Consider the following 19,624-nt stretch of genomic DNA (forward strand, 5'->3'; position numbering starts at 1 on the left):
TCGCCATTTCATTCTTATTACGGAGAATGAATACGACGCGTCGTTTCAAATTTTCAGCTTGTTCCGGATTGTTAAAGAGCAATATCTCAAACACGACGTTACCGTCAGTTTTGAGATATTCTGTGGAGACACCTTTCACCTGTCACCAAGCAGTGGCGTCCCCTAGGGGATTCGAACCCCTGTTACCGCCGTGAAAGGGCGGTGTCCTAGGCCTCTAGACGAAGGGGACACTGAAGTCTCTTTCGTAAGACGCTTTGCTCATTACTTTTTCATCAGACAATCTGTGTGAGCACTTCGCGGGAAAGTATCTTCAGGTAAGGAGGTGATCCAACCGCAGGTTCCCCTACGGTTACCTTGTTACGACTTCACCCCAGTCATGAATCACAAAGTGGTAAGCGCCCTCCCGAAGGTTAAGCTACCTACTTCTTTTGCAACCCACTCCCATGGTGTGACGGGCGGTGTGTACAAGGCCCGGGAACGTATTCACCGTAGCATTCTGATCTACGATTACTAGCGATTCCGACTTCATGGAGTCGAGTTGCAGACTCCAATCCGGACTACGACGCACTTTATGAGGTCCGCTTGCTCTCGCGAGGTCGCTTCTCTTTGTATGCGCCATTGTAGCACGTGTGTAGCCCTGGCCGTAAGGGCCATGATGACTTGACGTCATCCCCACCTTCCTCCGGTTTATCACCGGCAGTCTCCTTTGAGTTCCCGGCCGAGCCGCTGGCAACAAAGGATAAGGGTTGCGCTCGTTGCGGGACTTAACCCAACATTTCACAACACGAGCTGACGACAGCCATGCAGCACCTGTCTCAGAGTTCCCGAAGGCACCAAAGCATCTCTGCTAAGTTCTCTGGATGTCAAGGCCAGGTAAGGTTCTTCGCGTTGCATCGAATTAAACCACATGCTCCACCGCTTGTGCGGGCCCCCGTCAATTCATTTGAGTTTTAACCTTGCGGCCGTACTCCCCAGGCGGTCGACTTAACGCGTTAGCTCCGGAAGCCACGCCTCAAGGGCACAACCTCCAAGTCGACATCGTTTACGGCGTGGACTACCAGGGTATCTAATCCTGTTTGCTCCCCACGCTTTCGCACCTGAGCGTCAGTCTTCGTCCAGGGGGCCGCCTTCGCCACCGGTATTCCTCCAGATCTCTACGCATTTCACCGCTACACCTGGAATTCTACCCCCCTCTACGAGACTCAAGCCTGCCAGTTTCAAATGCAGTTCCCAGGTTAAGCCCGGGGATTTCACATCTGACTTAACAGACCGCCTGCGTGCGCTTTACGCCCAGTAATTCCGATTAACGCTTGCACCCTCCGTATTACCGCGGCTGCTGGCACGGAGTTAGCCGGTGCTTCTTCTGCGGGTAACGTCAATCGGCGAGGTTATTAACCTCACCGCCTTCCTCCCCGCTGAAAGTACTTTACAACCCGAAGGCCTTCTTCATACACGCGGCATGGCTGCATCAGGCTTGCGCCCATTGTGCAATATTCCCCACTGCTGCCTCCCGTAGGAGTCTGGACCGTGTCTCAGTTCCAGTGTGGCTGGTCATCCTCTCAGACCAGCTAGGGATCGTCGCCTAGGTGAGCCATTACCCCACCTACTAGCTAATCCCATCTGGGCACATCCGATGGTGTGAGGCCCGAAGGTCCCCCACTTTGGTCTTGCGACGTTATGCGGTATTAGCTACCGTTTCCAGTAGTTATCCCCCTCCATCGGGCAGTTTCCCAGACATTACTCACCCGTCCGCCACTCGCCACCCAAAGAGCAAGCTCTTCTGTGCTGCCGTTCGACTTGCATGTGTTAGGCCTGCCGCCAGCGTTCAATCTGAGCCATGATCAAACTCTTCAATTTAAGTTTGATTTGCTGCAACGAGTGCAGCGATGCTCTGTGAATTAAACTTCGTAATGAATTACGTGTTCACTCAGCAAAGACTTGATATTTTTTACGTCCGGAGACGCTGATATCAATCCTGCGAGTGCCCACACAGATTGTCTGATAAATTGTTAAAGAGCGGTGCGACGCGGCGTTCGGCCTGCTGTCGCGAGGTGGCGTATATTACGCTTTCCTCCTTCAGAGTCAAACACTTTTTTCAGCGTTTTTCTCCGGCGGAAGTTCTTAACGAAGCTTCCTGTCTACACCGCATTCCGTAAGTCGTTGTGCCGTGTCGATGGAGGCGCATTATAGGGAGTTGTTCGGCACGCGCAACCGCTAAATTCAATAAAAACAATCGTTCGCTGCATTCCACAGCAAAACCCCGCCTTATACCCGGTTACACACAAAGTTATCCACATCTGCAGCCGGTAATAAATTTAGGCGAGCATCGCGCAAACGTTTTCGCTACAATGCCCCGCGACGTCAAGGATGCCCCTTTTGGGGCGTTACCTGAGGTAAATGTTCTCTTCTATATATAGAGAGAGAAGTTAAGCCTGATGTAACGCTCTTATTTACGCGAAACAAAGCCAAGGGATAAAACCACCATGCAACAACGTCGTCCTGTACGCCGCGCTCTGCTCAGTGTCTCTGACAAAGCCGGTATCCTCGAATTTGCTCAGGCCCTCTCCCATCGTGGTGTTGAGCTGCTCTCCACAGGTGGTACCGCGCGCCTGCTGGCAGATGCCGGCCTGCCCGTCACGGAAGTTTCTGACTACACCGGTTTCCCGGAAATGATGGATGGACGCGTCAAAACGCTGCACCCCAAAGTGCACGGTGGCATTCTGGGCCGTCGCGGCACCGATGATGCCATCATGGCTGAGCACGCCATCAATCCTATCGACATGGTGGTGGTGAACCTCTATCCCTTTGCCCAGACCGTGGCGAAAGCCGACTGCAGCCTGGAAGATGCCGTTGAGAACATTGATATCGGCGGTCCCACCATGGTGCGCTCGGCAGCCAAGAACCACAAAGACGTGGCGATCGTGGTAAAGAGCAGTGACTACGACGCGATCATCGCGGAGCTCGATGCCAACGAAAATTCCCTGACGCTGGAAACCCGTTTCGATCTGGCCATCAAAGCCTTCGAACACACTGCCGCTTACGACAGCATGATTGCCAACTACTTTGGCAGCCTGGTACCGGCCTATCACGGCGAGAGCACCGCGCCGGCCGGCCGCTTCCCGCGCACCCTGAACCTCAACTTTATTAAAAAGCAGGATATGCGTTACGGCGAGAACAGCCATCAGGACGCTGCTTTCTATATTGAAGAGCAAGTCAGCGAAGCGTCGGTCGCCACCGCACAGCAGCTGCAGGGCAAAGCGCTGTCCTACAACAATATTGCCGATACCGATGCGGCACTGGAGTGCGTCAAGGAGTTCAGCGAGCCAGCCTGCGTTATCGTCAAGCACGCTAACCCATGTGGCGTCGCCGCAGGCGATTCAATTCTTGCCGCCTACGAGCGCGCTTATAAAACCGATCCGACCTCGGCGTTCGGCGGCATCATCGCCTTTAACCGTGAGCTGGATGAAGCAACCGCGCAGGCGATCATCAGCCGTCAGTTCGTGGAAGTCATTATTGCGCCATCGGCCAGTGAAGCGGCACTGCGCGTGACCGCAGCCAAACAGAACGTCCGCGTTCTGGTGTGCGGTCAGTGGCAGAGCCGCGTGGCCGGTCTCGACTTCAAACGCGTCAACGGTGGCCTGCTGGTTCAGGATCGCGATCTCGGTATGGTCGATGCCAGCCAGCTGCGCGTTGTCAGCCAGCGTCAGCCGACCGAACAGGAACTGCGTGACGCGCTGTTCTGCTGGAAAGTGGCGAAATTCGTTAAATCCAACGCCATTGTGTATGCACGCGACAACATGACGATCGGTATTGGCGCGGGCCAGATGAGCCGCGTTTACTCTGCCAAAATTGCCGGCATCAAAGCCGCTGACGAAGGACTGGAGGTGAAGGGTTCCGCCATGGCTTCCGACGCCTTCTTCCCGTTCCGCGATGGCATTGATGCTGCGGCGGCAGTGGGCATCACCTGTGTGATCCAGCCGGGCGGTTCTATCCGCGATGATGAAGTGATTGCTGCCGCCGACGAGCACGGCATCGCGATGATCTTCACTGACATGCGTCATTTCCGCCATTAATAGCCTGGAGCTGTAACGATGAAAATTTTAGTGATTGGTAATGGTGGACGTGAACACGCGCTGGCGTGGAAAGCAGCACAGTCGCCGCTGGCAGAAACCGTATTTGTTGCGCCAGGTAACGCCGGTACCGCGCTGGAGCCGGCCCTGCAGAACGTGGCCATCAGCGCCACCGATATTCCGGCACTGCTGGCGTTTGCGCAGCAGGAAAACATCGACCTGACCATCGTCGGGCCGGAAGCGCCGCTGGTGATTGGCGTAGTCGATGCGTTTCGCGCTGCCGGCCTGAAAATCTTTGGCCCGACGCAGGCTGCCGCGCAGCTGGAGGGCTCAAAAGCCTTCACCAAAGATTTCCTTGCCCGCCAGCAGATCCCGACGGCGGAATACCAGAACTTCACCGAGGTGGAACCCGCGCTGGCTTACCTGCGTGAGAAAGGCGCGCCGATCGTCATCAAAGCGGACGGTCTGGCCGCGGGTAAAGGCGTCATTGTCGCCATGACGCTGGCAGAAGCGGAAGCGGCAGTGCAGGACATGCTGGCCGGCAATGCGTTTGGCGACGCGGGTCACCGCATCGTCATCGAAGAGTTTCTTGATGGTGAAGAAGCCAGCTTCATCGTGATGGTGGACGGCGATAATGTCCTGCCAATGGCCACCAGCCAGGATCACAAACGTGTTGGCGACGGCGACACCGGCCCGAACACCGGTGGCATGGGCGCTTACTCACCGGCACCGGTAGTGACCGATGAGATCCACCAGCGCGTGATGGATCAGATCATCTGGCCAACCGTCAACGGCATGAAAGCTGAAGGTAACACCTACACCGGTTTCCTGTATGCCGGTCTGATGATCGACAAAGCCGGTCAGCCGAAGGTGATCGAATTCAACTGCCGCTTCGGCGATCCGGAAACGCAGCCGATCATGCTGCGCCTGCAGTCGGATCTGGTCGCGCTGTGCCTCGCCGCTGTCGACGGCAAGCTCGATCAGCAGCAGTCACAGTGGGATCCGCGCCCGTCACTCGGCGTGGTGCTGGCCGCTGGCGGTTATCCGGGCGACTATAACACGGGCGATCAGATCCACGGTCTGCCGCTGGAAGACGTACCGGACGGGAAGGTATTCCATGCCGGCACCACCCTGAAAGATGATCTGGTGGTGACCAGCGGCGGTCGCGTACTGTGCGTGACTGCGCTGGGTGAAGATGTGGCGGCAGCGCAGAAGAATGCCTACGCGCTGGCGCAGCACATCTCATGGAACGGCAGCTTCTGCCGTAATGATATCGGTTACCGCGCGATTAACCGCAAGTAAGTCCCCGGCGGCGGCCAGCCGGTCGCCGCTAAAAATCAGCCTCTTTCGGCTGCCAGCGGCACTCATCTTCCGGCGTGGCACGCAGCAGCTGAATCCCCTCTGGCGCTTCCAGCCACGACAGGGTAATCGGCTGTTGCTGCCCCTGCTGCTGTCGATACAGCGTCGCCAGCGTGTCTCGATCGAACGCCACATTCACCTGCTGCCCCTCACAGTCACGAACCTGCGTACCGCCCTGCCAGTGCCCCTGCCGCAACAGTACCCGGCCACTCAGCAGTGCATTGCTCTGCGCCAGCATGCGCTGCGCATCAAACCGGTACAGCTCGACGCTGTCGGCGCTGACGGCTTCACGCCGGCCAGCCAGCTGTCGCTGCATAAAATTAAGGTTGCCCTGATGGTCGAAACGCAGGGTTACGTCGTCCGGCTGTTGGCCAGTGACGTGCCGTTCCACGCTCAGCAGTTTATCCGCCTGCCAGATATAGTCGGTGGTTTCCCGGCTATCGCCATTGAAAGGGGTGTAGACAGTACGCAGATGGACGGCTTCGTGGTCGCCGTTTTTACGCCAGATTCGCACCGTGCCACGGTCAGAAAGATAGCCGCTGGCGGTGAAAGCCGGAAGATCGGGAGTGGCACTGCAGCCGGTGAGTAATACCCCGAGGAGGATGGCGCAGAGGCGCTGAGGAGAGATGTTCAGCATAGCAGGCCCCGGTAACAAAAAGGGGCGAAATCGCCCCTCTTTTAAAGCTAAACCGCGATGCGGAAAACTTACTTAACAGCGTCTTTCAGTGCTTTACCAGAGACGAACGCTGGCACGTTAGCTGCAGCGATTTTGATCTCTTTGCCAGTCTGCGGGTTGCGACCGGTACGCTCAGCGCGGTGGTTCACTTTAAAAGTACCAAAACCAACCAGTTGTACAGCATCACCTTCTTTCAGAGACTCAGTGATCGCAGCCAGGGTAGATTCCAGCGCAGTTTTAGCCTGGGTTTTAGACAGGTCCGCTTTCTCTGCGATCACATCAATCAGTTGAGTCTTGTTCATAAGTTATCCTTAAAGTGTATTTATCGCTTGCTAAGCAACGAGTGCGAGGGAAAAGCCATATTCTGGCACTCTTCAGCCTGCACGCACCGATAGCCACAATTTTCAGCCCCCCAAATGTAGACCAGACAGGGGGCTGATGTGAAGCCTCCAGGCGCGGTAATTCGGGCCTGAAGTCACGTTTTCTCGCCTTATTGCTGAAAAATTATACCGATGTTACTGATTCCGGCTTCACGCAGGTCTGCACGTAGCCCTTTGATTAGCTCCAGGTCCCGTTCTTCGCACTCTGCCAGCAGGCGAAAAATCTCCCACTGCAGGTCCCATTCGTCAATTACCGCCTGGTTGTCACGCAGCTCTTCGTCGCTCATTTCGCGACCGGCCTGGGTCATTTCAAGGATGGCCACGGTGGTGATCGACGTGCGGCTGACTTCGATGGCGTGCTCCAGCGTTTCACCGCTCAGCTGCGCGTGCAGGAGTTCACTTAGCGCCACGCAGGCGTCAATCGCCGGGTGCACGCCGTAAACGTCAAAGTCGTCACCGTTTGGGATCGCCGCTTCCAGTTTCTCCAGCTGGCTGTCGAAATTGATTTTGGCATCCTTCACCGTCAGGCTTTCCCACACCAGGTCGAGAATGCGGCGATAGAGTTGCGGATCGGCAAACTCGGTCTGCTGACAGAAGGCCCAGTAATTGGGGAACATCCGCTCGCACAGACAGGCCATAAAGGTCATGTGCTGCCAGCTTTCCAGCTTCGCCAGACGCAAATGGACGGGGTTCTGTAACATCAAACTTACTCTCGGTAGATTAGCTGGCGGCAGTGTACCGCAAAAGCCGCGCACAAACAGCGTTAGCGCGCATTTTGCCACTTCACAAAAGCGGGACGGCCAGATGCCACGGCATCAGCCCAGCGCGTTGGCTCCGGCAAGCGGTAGCCGGCCATGCAGGCTTCAACCCAGTGCAGTGCGCTGTCGAGGCTGACGCGGTGGCCGGTTGAGACAAACAGCGGGTTGCAGCGCGTCTTGCTGCGCCACACCCAGGCAATCTGCTCGCCTTTATCCATCAGCGGCTGACGACTGCCCGGTGCCGCATCCAGCTCAGCGAAACGGCCGCACAGGCGCTTTTTCGCTACGCCGATAGTCGGCACATCCAGCAGCGAGCCGAAATGCGCGGCAACGCCCAGCCGGCGCGGATGAGAGATTCCATGGCCGTCGACGAACAGCAGATCGGGCCGCTGCGACAATTGCTGCCACGCCGCCTGCAGCGCTGGAATTTCGCGAAACGAGAGAAAACCGGGGATGTAAGGCATGGTGGTCGCGACACGCGCGATGCGATGCTCCACCAGCGTTAATGAAGGGTATTCGAGGATCACCAGGGCGGCGCGCGTTACCTCGCCGCCCTGTTCTAAACCGACATCGGCGCCGCCAATGAAGCGCGGCGGCAGTACGTCAAAATCATCCTGCCGCACCACGCTGGCGGCGAGCTGTACCTGTTGCTGTCGTAGTGCGGCTAAATCCATGCTTATCCCTGATGATATGGTCGTGATAACCGATGCACCGCCTCCACAAACGCGCCAGCGTGCTCTGGCGGAACATCCTGATGAATCCCGTGACCGAGGTTGAAGACGTGGCCTTCGCCTGCGCCAAAGCCTTCCAGAATCCCTGCCACTTCCTGCTCAATTCGTCCAGGGGGTGCATACAGCATAGACGGATCCATGTTGCCCTGCAGCGCGACTTTATCGCCCACGCGGCGCCGCGCTTCGCCAATATCGGTGGTCCAGTCAAGGCCCAGCGCATCACAGCCGGTGGCCGCCATCTCTTCCAGCCACTGGCCGCCGCCCTTGGTAAACAGGGTGATGGGCACGCGTCGTCCTTCGTTCTCATGCAGTACGCTGTCGACGATTTTGTGCATGTAATAGAGCGAGAACTCGCGATAGTCGCGCCCGGTCAGCACGCCGCCCCAAGTATCAAACACCATCACCGACTGCGCACCCGCTTTAATCTGCGCGTTGAGGTAAAGGATCACGCTCTCTGCCAGCTTATCCAGCAGCGCGTGTAGCGTCTGCGGCTCGGCGTACATCATCTTCTTGATTTTGGTGAAAGCCTTGCTGCTGCCGCCTTCTACCATGTAGGTTGCCAGCGTCCACGGGCTGCCGGAGAAACCGATCAGCGGTACTTCGCCTTTGAGGTTGTGACGGATGGTGCGCACCGCATTCATCACGTAACCCAGCTCCTGCTCCGGATCCGGCACCGGCAGTTTATCCACATCGGCACGACAGGCGATGGGGTGGGAGAAACGCGGACCTTCGCCGGTCTCAAAGTAGAGCCCCAGGCCCATCGCATCCGGAATGGTCAGGATATCGCTGAAGAGGATCGCGGCATCCAGCGCATAGCGGCGCAGCGGCTGCAGGGTGACTTCGCACGCCAGCTCCGCGTTCTTACACAGCGACATAAAATCACCGGCCTCAGCGCGCGTGGCTTTGTATTCCGGCAGGTAACGCCCGGCTTGTCGCATCATCCATACCGGGGTGATATCCACCGGCTGGCGTAACAGGGCGCGCAGATAACGATCGTTCTTCAGTTCACTCATAATGGGCTCTCTCATGCTAAGGCCGGCAGTGTAGCATTTTCACGCCGTGCTGGCGCGACACAGCGCAACCGTATCTTCAATCAGCCGGCGCGCCACGGTGCCCGGCGGCGGCAACAGGGGCAGATCGTCGTAGCGATACCAGCCGGCATCCAGCAGCTCTTTACCATCGTGCTGCAGCTCGCCGCCATCGTACTCCGCCATGAACGCCATCATCAGCGAGTGCGGGAATGGCCACGGCTGCGAAGTTACGTAACGCACATTTTTTACCCGCACGTTGCTCTCTTCCATCACCTCACGGGCCACCGCCTGCTCCAGCGTTTCGCCGACTTCGACAAAACCGGCCAGCACGGTGTAAATGCTGTTGCGATGGCGCGCATGGTTTGCCAGCAGGATCTCCTCACCGCGACGGATCGCCACAATGATGCAGGGGGCGATTTGCGGATAGTAGCGCTCGCGGCAGTGGCTGCACAGGCAGGCAAATTCGCGCTTGCTGTGCTGCATTTCATGGCCGCAATAGCCGCACCAGCGATGCGAACGGTAGAACTCTGCCAGCTGCACGCCGCGCCCGGCGAGCTGAAACAGACCGACATCTTCGTCAATCAGCTGGCGCACCGAGGCCATATTGTCCGGACGCGCTTCGCATACCAGCCAGACGTTTTCGCTCTGCCACTCGCCAATCACTCTGCCGCTGCTGCCGGTCAGGCCAAACTCGCCGGATAAGCCATGCGGCAACTCGCCTTGCGGCAACCAAAGTTTCTGCGCGGAGCTGACAATCCACCAGCCAGCGTCTACGCTTGAGATCTCACGTTGCATCTTAATCGTTGTCCTTAGCGTCAAATGGCACGCTGAAATCCTGATGTTAAGTGTGTAATAAACAACTATAACTCACCTGGAGCCCCGTATGCTTACCCAGTTAGATAACCTGACCGAGCGTGTAGGTGGCGGTAATGAATTAGTCGACTCATGGTTGCGCGCCCGTCGACAGCTGCTCGTCACCTATTACGAGTTAATTGGCATGAAGCCGAATAAAGAAGCGCTGACCGCGCTGGATGAACAGGCGCTGGATGCGTTTTGCCATCGTCTGGTGGACTATCTCTCTACCGGCCACTTCAGCGTTTACGAGCGCATCATCAGCGAGATGTCCGGCGACAGCCCGATGATTGCGGCGGCGCAGATCTATCCGGCGCTGGAAGGCAATACTGAACGTCTGATGCAACTGTATGACAGCCATCTGCAGCAGGCCATTAATGACGACAACTGCGTGGATTTCCAGCAGGCGCTGTCAGAAGTGGGCGAAGCGCTGGAGTCACGCTTTACGCTGGAAGACAAACTGATTCAGCTCGCCTGGGATAACCAGCTGGCGCGCCCGCCGGTGGCCAATGACAGCACTATTGCTCGTCCAGCCTGAACCGCTGCAGTTGTAAAAGACTTGTTATTCAGGAAAAGCCCTTTTATGCTGAATGGGCTTTTTTATTGTCTTTTTTAACGACAATTCACAATCAAACTTTGCGATATAAGCGCAGCGTGCAACAGTCAGTAAAGTCGCTTATCGCGTAAAACGTAAACTTGTCGGAGTGCCCTTAGGGGCTGAGACCGTTAATTCGGGATCCGCGGAACCTGATCAGGTTAGTACCTGCGAAGGGAACAAGAGTAGATGTGATCAGCACGGTGCAGTCAGGCGCCCGGCACCGTTTCTGTTACTCCTTCCGGACTCCGGACAAGCAGCTTCCCCTTGTTTTCAGGAAACTTGCTATGTCTGATGCTAAAACCTCACGTCGTGAACAACGCGCGCAGGCGCAAAAATTTATCGATTCGCTCCAGGGAACCGCCTTCCCTAACTCCAAACGTATCTGGATCAGCGGCAGCCGTGCGGATATCCGCGTCCCGATGCGCGAAATTCAGCTCAGCCCGACGCACACCGGCGGCAGCAAAGATCATCCGCAATACGCAGAAAATGAACCAGTCCCGGTGTATGACACTGCCGGTGCCTATGGCGATCCCCACGCGACCATCAATGTGCATCAGGGTCTGGCAAAATTGCGCGCCGGCTGGATCGCCGAACGCAACGACAGCGAAACCATCAGCGCACTCAGCTCAAGCTACAGTCAGCAGCGGCTGGCAGATGACGGGCTGGATCATCTGCGTTTTGAACACCTGCCGCAGCCGCGCCGGGCCAAAGCGGGTCGCCGCGTCACGCAGCTGCACTATGCGCGTCAGGGCATTATCACGCCGGAGATGGAGTTCATCGCGCTGCGCGAAAACATGGGCCGTGAGCGTATCCGCAGTGCAACGCTGTTGCAGCAGCACGCCGGCCACGGCTTTGGCGCGCAGCTGCCGGAGAATATCAGCGCCGAATTCGTGCGCGCCGAAGTGGCCAGCGGCCGCGCCATCATTCCTGCCAACATCAATCACCCCGAATCAGAGCCGATGATTATCGGCCGCAATTTTCTGGTAAAGGTTAACGCCAACATCGGCAACTCGGCGGTAAGTTCGTCGATTGAAGAGGAAGTGGAAAAACTGGTGTGGGCCACGCGCTGGGGGGCAGATACCGTGATGGATCTGTCGACTGGCCGCTATATCCATGAAACGCGCGAGTGGATTTTGCGCAACAGTCCGGTGCCGATCGGCACGGTGCCAATCTATCAGGCGCTGGAAAAGGTCAACGGCATCGCAGAAGATCTTAACTGGGACATTTTCCGCGATACCCTGCTGGAACAGGCTGAGCAGGGCGTTGATTACTTCACCATTCACGCGGGCGTGCTGCTGCGCTATGTGCCGATGACCGCACAACGGCTGACCGGCATCGTGTCGCGCGGCGGCTCAATCATGGCGAAGTGGTGCCTGTCACATCATCAGGAAAACTTCCTCTACCAGCATTTCCGCGAAATCTGTGAAATCTGCGCCGCCTATGATGTCGCGCTGTCGCTCGGTGATGGTTTACGTCCCGGCTCGATTCAGGACGCCAACGACGAAGCCCAGTTTGCCGAACTGCGTACCTTAGGCGAGCTGACGCAAATCGCCTGGCAATATGATGTGCAGGTCATGATTGAAGGCCCCGGTCACGTGCCGATGCAGATGATCCGCCGCAATATGACCGAGCAGCTGGAACACTGCCATGAAGCGCCGTTTTATACGCTGGGCCCGCTGACGACCGATATCGCGCCGGGCTACGATCATTTTACCTCCGGGATTGGCGCCGCCATGATCGGCTGGTTTGGCTGTGCGATGCTGTGCTACGTCACGCCGAAAGAGCACCTTGGCCTGCCGAATAAAGAGGATGTTAAGCAGGGGCTGATTACCTACAAGATCGCCGCGCACGCAGCCGATCTGGCTAAAGGCCATCCCGGCGCGCAGATCCGCGACAACGCCATGTCGAAAGCTCGCTTCGAGTTCCGCTGGGAAGATCAGTTTAATCTGGCACTCGATCCGCATACCGCGCGGGCCTATCACGACGAAACCCTGCCGCAGGAATCCGGCAAAGTGGCCCACTTCTGTTCCATGTGCGGCCCCAAATTCTGTTCAATGAAAATCACCCAGGAAGTGCGCGAATTTGCCGCCCGCCAGCAGGCTGAAGCCCAGCCGATAGCGCTGGGCATGGCGCAAATGTCCGATGCCTTCCGTAGCCGTGGCGGCGAGCTGTATCACGCCGCCGATGCCCTGAAAGAGGAAAAATGATGACTGAAGCCTTCCCTGCCACCGCGCCAAAACTGGGGCTCTATCCGGTTGTCGACAGCGTGTTGTGGATTGAACGCCTGCTGGCAGCCGGCGTGCGCACCCTCCAGCTGCGCATCAAAGATGGCGATGATCGCCAGATTGAAGCCGCAGTACGTGATGCCATCGCCCTGGGCAAACAGTACGGCGCGCGGCTGTTTATCAACGATTACTGGCACTTAGCGATCAAGTACAACGCCTATGGTGTGCATCTTGGTCAGGAGGATCTGGATGTGGCAGATCTGGACGCTATCCGCCACGCCGGGTTACGCCTGGGTCTGTCGACACACGATGACGCCGAGTTGGATCGCGCACTGGCGCTGCGTCCGTCCTATATTGCGCTCGGCCACATCTTTCCGACACAAACCAAAGAGATGCCCTCTGCGCCGCAGGGCATTGCCGAGCTGAAGCGCCATCTGGCGCGGCTGCAGCACATTCCCACCGTGGCGATTGGCGGCATTTCGCTGGCGCGCGTGCCGGAGGTGCTGGCGACCGGTGTCGGCAGCATTGCCGTGGTCAGCGCGATTACCCAGGCGGAAGACTGGCAGGCGGCGACCCGCCAGCTGCTGGCGCTGGTAGAATCCCCGGAGCATGTCGCAAAAGCGTTGTAACTGACTGCAACGGCGCTAAAAATCCGCGAATACGGCGCGCAAACGGCAGCAGTCAGGGCTGGCGCGACCGGGGACAATCGCTAAAGTGAGCCTGCCCGCTGTCGCTTGCAGCGGGCCAGGGCTGGCTTCCCCGACTCTCTGTCCGGCCCTGCCTTTCCACCGTTATTCTGTCAGGGAGGTGATATGGCGCGTTTCCGCACTGCAGGCCTGCATGGCACGCTCCACGGCTACGCCGAGGCTGGCAATCGCCTGCTCGGTTTGCTCATTCATTGGCAGACCATAATTGAGGCGCAGACAGTTGCGATATTTACCCGCCGCCGAAAACAGCGAACCGACCGCTACCTGGATTTTCAGCTCCCGCAGCTCCGCATTCAGCCGCACCGCATCGAAAGCTTCCGGCAGCTCAATCCACATCAGGAAACTGCCCTGCGGCCGCGAGACGCAAATGCCGCAGGGAAAATAGTGGCGCACCCAGCAGCTAAACGTCTCATAGTTACGCTGATACACCTGGCGCATGCGGCGCAAATGCGGCAGGTAATGGCCCTGACGAATAAACTCCGCGACCGCATACTGCGGCTGCGTTGCCGTCGAACCGGTGCCAATATATTTCATGTGCAGTACGCGATCGCGATAGCGTCCCGGCGCGACCCAGCCCACGCGCAAGCCGGGCGCCAGGGTTTTGGAAAACGAGCTGCACAGCAGCACGCGGCCATCCATATCCAGCGATTTGATGGTGATCGGACGCGGATACTCCCACGCCAGCTCGCCGTAAACATCATCTTCAATGATCGCCGCGTCAAAGCGCTGCGCCAGCGTCAGCAGCGCGCGCTTACGCGCTTCCGGCATGATAAATCCAAGCGGGTTATTGCAGTTGGGTACCACCACCACCGCTTTGATTGGCCACTGCTCAAACGCCAGCTCCAGCGCCTCAAGACTGATCCCGCTGACCGCATCGGTAGGGATTTCAATGGCGCGGATGCCCAGACCGCGCAGTGTCTGCATGGTGCCGTGAAACGCCGGCGACTCAACGGCAATGATATCGCCTGGCTCGCACACGGCGCGAATCGACACCGACAGCGCTTCATGGCAACCGGTGGTGATGACAATTTCTTCCGCCGTCAGCTGACAGCCGCTGTCAATTGTCAGCCGCGCAATCTGCTCGCGCAGCGCTGCCACGCCGAGCAGGCTGTCGTAGTTGAGCTGCTCCATGTCCTGTTTCTGCGCCATGCGGCCCATGATTTTCCACAGCGGCTTGAGCGTCGGCTGAGTCAGGTCCGGCATGCCGCTGCCCAGCTGCAGCACGTCGCCATTAATGCGGCTGCTCAGCAGCTCCAGCACCGATTCCCACTGGGTGATCTCAACCGGACGCTGTACGGGTCGGGTCATCGCCGGCACCGGCGGCGTGGCTTTACGGGTAGCGACAAAATAGCCGGAACGCGGCTGCGGCACGATAAGCTGCTTCTCTTCCAGCAGATGATAAGCCTGCTGCACGGTACTGATGCTGACGCCGTGCTCAATGCTGAGCGTACGCACCGAGGGCAAGCGTTCGCCGCTGCGATACAGCCCCTGCTCAATACGGTCTGAAAGCAGACAAGCCAGATGTTGATAGCGCGTCATTGTGTGCCTCGCTGCGTTAACGGTGATCAAAAATCAGTACAGATGATGCCTATTTCTACCATTCAGATCGGTACGGGCGCAATCTGTATGTTAAAGATAAGTGATTTTTGAATCTGTATTGAATTCGCCATCAGAGGGAAAATGTTGTTCAGACATCATACTGAGGGCTGGGATTATGGAATTCGATCAGAACCGGGCGGCAAAACCGTTCAGCGTGACCTTACTCGATATCTTTCGTGGCGGCGTGCGCGCGATAAAACGCTGGCATGCCAGACGGGAAACGCGGGAGATTCTTTCGCACCTGAGTGATGCGCAACTGCGTGACATCGGGCTGACGCGTCAGGATATCAATCAGAAATAACGCGGATTTCAGACGAAAAAAAACCCTGCCGAGGCAGGGTTTTTTCATGGTCAGCAGAGCAGACGATTATTCGTCGTCGCTACCGCCCAGACCGGCGTTCAGCAGCTCAGCGAGGCTGGCAGAGGCTTCATCCGCAGTCACCTGCGGTGCAACCGGTGCTTCACCTGCCTGACGGCGACGCATACGATCCTGGTGGTAAGCATAACCGGTACCGGCCGGGATCAGACGACCCACGATAACGTTCTCTTTCAGGCCGCGCAGTTCGTCGCGCTTGCCTGCTACCGCTGCTTCGGTCAGGACACGGGTGGTCTCCTGGAACGATGCCGCAGAGATGAACGATTCGGTTGCCAGCGAGGCTTTGGTGATACCCAGCAGGTCACGCATGTACGTCGCGCCGATTTTGCCGTTCGCTTCCAGATCGCGGTTGGAGATCTTGATACGAGAGACTTCCGCCTGCTCGCCTTCCAGGAACTCCGAGCTACCCGCGTTCATGATGGTTGCTTTACGCAGCATCTGACGCACGATGACTTCGATGTGCTTATCGTTAATCTTAACGCCCTGCAGGCGGTAAACTTCCTGCACTTCGTTGGTGATGTAACGGGTCACAGCATGGACGCCACGCAGACGCAGGATATCGTGCGGAGACTCTGGGCCGTCGGAAACGACGTCACCACGTTCTACACGCTCACCTTCGAATACGTTGAGCTGACGCCATTTCGGAATCATCTCTTCATACGGATCGCTACCGTCAACCGGGGTGATCACCAGACGACGCTTGCCTTTGGTCTCTTTACCGAAGGAGATGATACCGCTGATCTCCGCCAGGATTGCTGGCTCTTTCGGACGACGCGCTTCGAACAGGTCGGCAACGCGTGGCAGACCACCGGTGATGTCCTTGGTACCGCCAGATTCCTGCGGAACACGCGCCAGGGTATCACCAGAGCTGATCTTCACGCCATCTTCCAGCTGCACAATCGCTTTACCTGGCAGGAAGTACTGTGCCGGCATGTCGGTGCCCGGGATCAGTACGTCGTTGCCGTTGGCATCAACGATTTTCAGTGCCGGACGCAGGTCTTTACCACCCGCAGTACGCTCTGCAGAATCCAGTACCACCAGCGATGACAGACCGGTGAGGTCGTCAGTCTGACGGGTAATGGTCTGACCGTCGATCATGTCGGTGAAGCGGATGAAACCGCCCACTTCGGTGATAACCGGCATGGTGTGTGGATCCCAGTTTGCAACGGTTTCGCCCGCGGCAACCTGCTCGCCATCACCTTTCGCCATGACCGCACCGTAAGGCACTTTATAGCTCTCTTTGGTACGACCGAACTCGTCGATCATCTTCAGCTCAACGTTACGCGAGACGATAACCAGTTTCCCGGAGGAGTTGGTTACTGACTTGGCGTTGGTCAGCTTGATAGTACCTTTGTTCTTCACCTGAATGCTGGATTCAGCTGCCGCACGCGATGCCGCACCACCGATGTGGAAGGTACGCATGGTCAGCTGGGTACCCGGCTCACCGATGGACTGTGCTGCGATAACGCCGATGGCCTCACCTTTGTTGATGATGTGACCACGTGCCAGATCGCGACCGTAGCAGTGTGCACACACACCGAAGTCGGTTTCACAGCTCACCACGGAACGCACTTTAATCGCGTCCACGGAGTTCAGTTCAACCACGTCACACCAGTGCTCATCGATCAGGGTGTTACGCGGGATCAGGATGTCGGCAGTGCCCGGCTTCAGCACGTCTTCTGCCGTCACACGACCCAGTACACGCTCACGCAGCGGCTCTTTAACGTCGCCACCTTCGATGACCGGGGTCATCATGATGCCTTCGAATGTGCCACAGTCGTCTTCGGTGACCACCAGGTCCTGCGCCACGTCAACCAGACGACGGGTCAGGTAACCGGAGTTCGCCGTTTTCAGTGCGGTATCGGCCAGACCTTTACGCGCACCGTGGGTCGAGATGAAGTACTGGAGTACGTTCAGACCTTCACGGAAGTTCGCGGTGATCGGCGTCTCGATGATGGAGCCATCTGGCTTCGCCATCAGACCACGCATACCTGCCAGCTGACGAATCTGTGCCGCAGAACCACGCGCACCGGAGTCAGCCATCATGTAGATGCTGTTGAACGAAACCTGCTGCTCTTCTTCGCCGTGACGGTTGATCACGGTTTCGGTCTGCAGGTTATCCATCATCGCTTTGGATACGCGTTCGTTAGCCGCAGCCCAGATATCGATGACTTTGTTGTAACGTTCGCCCGCGGTAACCAGACCAGACTGGAACTGCTCCTGAATCTCGGCCACTTCCGCTTCAGCTTCTGCAATGATTTCTGCTTTCTTGGCAGGAATCACCATGTCGTCGATACCTACTGAGGCACCTGAACGGGCTGCATAGGCAAAGCCGGTGTACATGGTCTGGTCAGCAAAGATAACGGTCGGCTTCAGGCCCAGGATGCGGTAACAGGTGTTCAGCATCTTAGAGATCGCTTTCTTACCCAGCGCCTGGTTGACGATGGAGTAAGGCAGACCTTTCGGTACGATCATCCACAGGATCGCACGACCAATGGTGGTGTCGATCAGGCTGGTTTTCGCAACGAGCTCTTCCTGCTCATTTTTGCTGTATTCAGTGATACGCACTTTAACGCGTGCATGCAGCTCGGCCTGGCCTGCGCGGTAAACACGCTCAGCTTCTTTCGGGCCGGTCAGCACCATGCCTTCGCCTTTGGCGTTCACTTTGTCACGGGTCATGTAGTACAGACCCAGAACAACGTCCTGTGAAGGAACGATGATTGGCTCGCCGTTCGCTGGAGACAGAATGTTGTTGGTAGACATCATCAGCGCACGCGCTTCCAGCTGGGCTTCCAGCGTCAGCGGTACGTGAACAGCCATCTGGTCACCATCGAAGTCGGCGTTATACGCCGCACACACCAGCGGGTGCAGCTGGATCGCTTTACCTTCGATCAGAACCGGTTCAAACGCCTGGATACCCAGACGGTGCAGGGTTGGTGCACGGTTCAGCAGTACCGGGTGTTCGCGAATCACTTCATCCAGGATATCCCAGACGACCGCTTCTTCGCGCTCAACCATTTTCTTGGCCGCTTTAATGGTGGTCGCGAGGCCACGCAGTTCCAGCTTGCCGTAGATGAACGGTTTGAACAGCTCCAGTGCCATTTTCTTCGGCAGACCGCACTGATGCAGACGCAGGTATGGACCGACGGTGATAACCGAACGACCGGAGTAGTCAACACGTTTACCCAGCAGGTTCTGACGGAAACGACCCTGCTTACCTTTGATCATGTCGGCCAAAGATTTCAGAGGACGTTTGTTAGAGCCGGTGATGGCACGACCGCGACGGCCGTTATCCAGCAGGGCATCTACCGCTTCCTGCAGCATACGTTTTTCGTTACGTACGATGATATCTGGCGCAGCCAGATCCAGCAGACGCTTCAGACGGTTGTTACGGTTGATCACGCGACGATACAGATCGTTCAGATCCGACGTAGCGAAACGACCGCCATCCAGCGGTACCAGCGGACGCAGATCTGGCGGCAGCACCGGCAGAACGGTCAGGATCATCCACTCTGGCTTGTTGCCAGACTGCACGAACGCTTCCAGCAGCTTGATACGCTTGGTCAGCTTTTTACGTTTGGTCTCAGAGTTGGTTTCGTTCAGCTCTTCACGCAGCTGCTCGCACTCCTGCTCCAGATCCATATTTTTCAGCAGCGCCTGGATAGCTTCCGCACCCATCTTCGCGTCGAATTCGTCACCGAACTCTTCCAGCGCGTCAAGGTACTGCTCTTCGGTCAGAATCTGACGTTTTTCCAGGTTGGTCATGCCGCCTTCGACCACAACATAAGATTCGAAGTACAGCACGCGCTCGATATCACGCAGCGGCATATCCAGCAGCAAACCGATGCGGGATGGCAGTGATTTCAGGAACCAGATGTGCGCGGTCGGCGAAGCCAGTTCGATGTGGCCCATACGCTCACGACGCACTTTGGTCTGCGTGACTTCTACGCCACACTTCTCACAGATCACGCCACGGTGTTTCAGACGCTTGTACTTACCGCACAGGCATTCGTAATCTTTTACCGGTCCGAAAATACGGGCACAGAAAAGACCGTCACGCTCCGGCTTGAAGGTACGGTAGTTAATGGTTTCCGGCTTTTTAACTTCACCGAAAGACCAGGAACGGATCATGTCTGGCGAGGCCAGCGCAATTTTGATCGCATCAAACTCTTCGGTTTTAGTTTGCGCTTTCAGAAACTTAAGTAAGTCTTTCACGGATTAGCTCCCGTCGGAGTGGAACTCTCAGGGACGCGCCAGGCGCG

Annotated in this window: 14 protein-coding genes, 1 tRNA gene, 1 rRNA gene and 1 riboswitch; of the genes, 6 read left to right on the forward strand and 10 right to left on the reverse strand. The window is 57.2% G+C overall.

The window, feature by feature from the left end; genetic code table 11:
- Positions 1-153: 153 nt before the first annotated feature.
- Together AC6I8F_RS18085 and AC6I8F_RS18090 are read right to left on the reverse strand one after the other, a co-directional pair.
- Positions 154-229: transfer RNA gene (locus AC6I8F_RS18085), tRNA-Glu, on the reverse strand.
- An 86-nt stretch (positions 230-315) separates the two neighbouring features.
- Positions 316-1,857 (reverse strand): 16S ribosomal RNA (locus AC6I8F_RS18090).
- 626 nt (positions 1,858-2,483) lie between these two features.
- On the opposite strand from AC6I8F_RS18090, the gene purH reads away from it, so the two are divergent.
- Together purH and purD are read left to right on the forward strand one after the other, a co-directional pair.
- Positions 2,484-4,073, forward strand: a complete 1,590-nt coding sequence (purH, locus tag AC6I8F_RS18095) for a bifunctional phosphoribosylaminoimidazolecarboxamide formyltransferase/IMP cyclohydrolase (RefSeq protein ID WP_021508192.1) — start codon at positions 2,484-2,486, stop codon at positions 4,071-4,073.
- Positions 4,074-4,091: 18 nt separating this feature from the next.
- Positions 4,092-5,372 carry a phosphoribosylamine--glycine ligase gene (gene purD, locus AC6I8F_RS18100; RefSeq protein WP_021508193.1) on the forward strand — a complete coding sequence of 427 codons (1,281 nt, stop codon included), beginning with the start codon at positions 4,092-4,094 and terminating at the stop codon, positions 5,370-5,372.
- Between the two features lie 28 nt (positions 5,373-5,400).
- On the opposite strand, the gene AC6I8F_RS18105 is transcribed toward purD, so the two are convergent.
- From AC6I8F_RS18105 to nudC, 6 genes are all read right to left on the reverse strand, one after another.
- The gene (locus AC6I8F_RS18105) at positions 5,401-6,066 is read right to left on the reverse strand and encodes a DUF1481 domain-containing protein (protein ID WP_021508194.1); all 666 of its coding nucleotides are present in this window, start codon (positions 6,064-6,066) and stop codon (positions 5,401-5,403) included.
- A 68-nt stretch (positions 6,067-6,134) separates the two neighbouring features.
- Positions 6,135-6,407: a nucleoid-associated protein HU-alpha gene (gene hupA / locus AC6I8F_RS18110; protein ID WP_007886275.1), complete on the reverse strand. Its 273-nt coding sequence runs from the start codon at positions 6,405-6,407 to the stop codon at positions 6,135-6,137.
- Positions 6,408-6,595: 188 nt separating this feature from the next.
- Positions 6,596-7,186, reverse strand: a complete 591-nt coding sequence (locus tag AC6I8F_RS18115; RefSeq protein WP_031279834.1) for a YjaG family protein — start codon at positions 7,184-7,186, stop codon at positions 6,596-6,598.
- A gap of 62 nt (positions 7,187-7,248) precedes the next feature.
- Positions 7,249-7,917, reverse strand: a complete 669-nt coding sequence (nfi, locus tag AC6I8F_RS18120) for a deoxyribonuclease V (protein ID WP_498028321.1) — start codon at positions 7,915-7,917, stop codon at positions 7,249-7,251.
- A gap of 2 nt (positions 7,918-7,919) precedes the next feature.
- Positions 7,920-8,987: a uroporphyrinogen decarboxylase gene (gene hemE / locus AC6I8F_RS18125; RefSeq protein ID WP_498028322.1), complete on the reverse strand. Its 1,068-nt coding sequence runs from the start codon at positions 8,985-8,987 to the stop codon at positions 7,920-7,922.
- A 39-nt stretch (positions 8,988-9,026) separates the two neighbouring features.
- Positions 9,027-9,800, reverse strand: coding sequence for an NAD(+) diphosphatase (gene nudC / locus AC6I8F_RS18130; RefSeq protein ID WP_498028323.1), 774 nt, complete (start codon positions 9,798-9,800; stop codon positions 9,027-9,029).
- An 88-nt stretch (positions 9,801-9,888) separates the two neighbouring features.
- On the opposite strand from nudC, the gene AC6I8F_RS18135 reads away from it, so the two are divergent.
- The 3 genes from AC6I8F_RS18135 (at position 9,889) to thiE (ending at position 13,309) form a co-directional block, all read left to right on the forward strand.
- The gene (locus tag AC6I8F_RS18135; protein ID WP_021508199.1) at positions 9,889-10,395 is read left to right on the forward strand and encodes an Rsd/AlgQ family anti-sigma factor; all 507 of its coding nucleotides are present in this window, start codon (positions 9,889-9,891) and stop codon (positions 10,393-10,395) included.
- 152 nt (positions 10,396-10,547) lie between these two features.
- A riboswitch (TPP riboswitch) is annotated at positions 10,548-10,648 on the forward strand.
- A 91-nt stretch (positions 10,649-10,739) separates the two neighbouring features.
- Positions 10,740-12,662, forward strand: coding sequence for a phosphomethylpyrimidine synthase ThiC (gene thiC, locus AC6I8F_RS18140; RefSeq protein WP_088517690.1), 1,923 nt, complete (start codon positions 10,740-10,742; stop codon positions 12,660-12,662).
- Positions 12,662-13,309 (forward strand): thiamine phosphate synthase, encoded by a 648-nt coding sequence (gene thiE / locus AC6I8F_RS18145; protein ID WP_498028808.1) that lies wholly within the window; start codon positions 12,662-12,664, stop codon positions 13,307-13,309. Before thiC ends, thiE begins: the two co-directional genes overlap by 1 nt.
- A 162-nt stretch (positions 13,310-13,471) precedes the next feature.
- Here the strand turns inward: thiE and AC6I8F_RS18150 are convergent, their stop codons facing one another.
- On the reverse strand, positions 13,472-14,926 hold the full coding sequence (locus AC6I8F_RS18150; RefSeq protein WP_498028324.1) for an aminotransferase-like domain-containing protein: 1,455 nt from the start codon (positions 14,924-14,926) through the stop codon (positions 13,472-13,474).
- Positions 14,927-15,101: 175 nt separating this feature from the next.
- Between AC6I8F_RS18150 and AC6I8F_RS18155 the strand changes: the two genes are divergently transcribed.
- Positions 15,102-15,287 carry a DUF1127 domain-containing protein gene (locus AC6I8F_RS18155; protein WP_021508203.1) on the forward strand — a complete coding sequence of 62 codons (186 nt, stop codon included), beginning with the start codon at positions 15,102-15,104 and terminating at the stop codon, positions 15,285-15,287.
- A gap of 66 nt (positions 15,288-15,353) precedes the next feature.
- Here the strand turns inward: AC6I8F_RS18155 and rpoC are convergent, their stop codons facing one another.
- Entirely contained in the window at positions 15,354-19,577 is a 4,224-nt protein-coding gene (gene rpoC, locus AC6I8F_RS18160; RefSeq protein WP_021508204.1) for a DNA-directed RNA polymerase subunit beta', read from the reverse strand.
- Positions 19,578-19,624: the final 47 nt, after the last annotated feature.

The sequence above is a fragment of the gamma proteobacterium symbiont of Axiagastus rosmarus genome, from assembly GCF_059730925.1.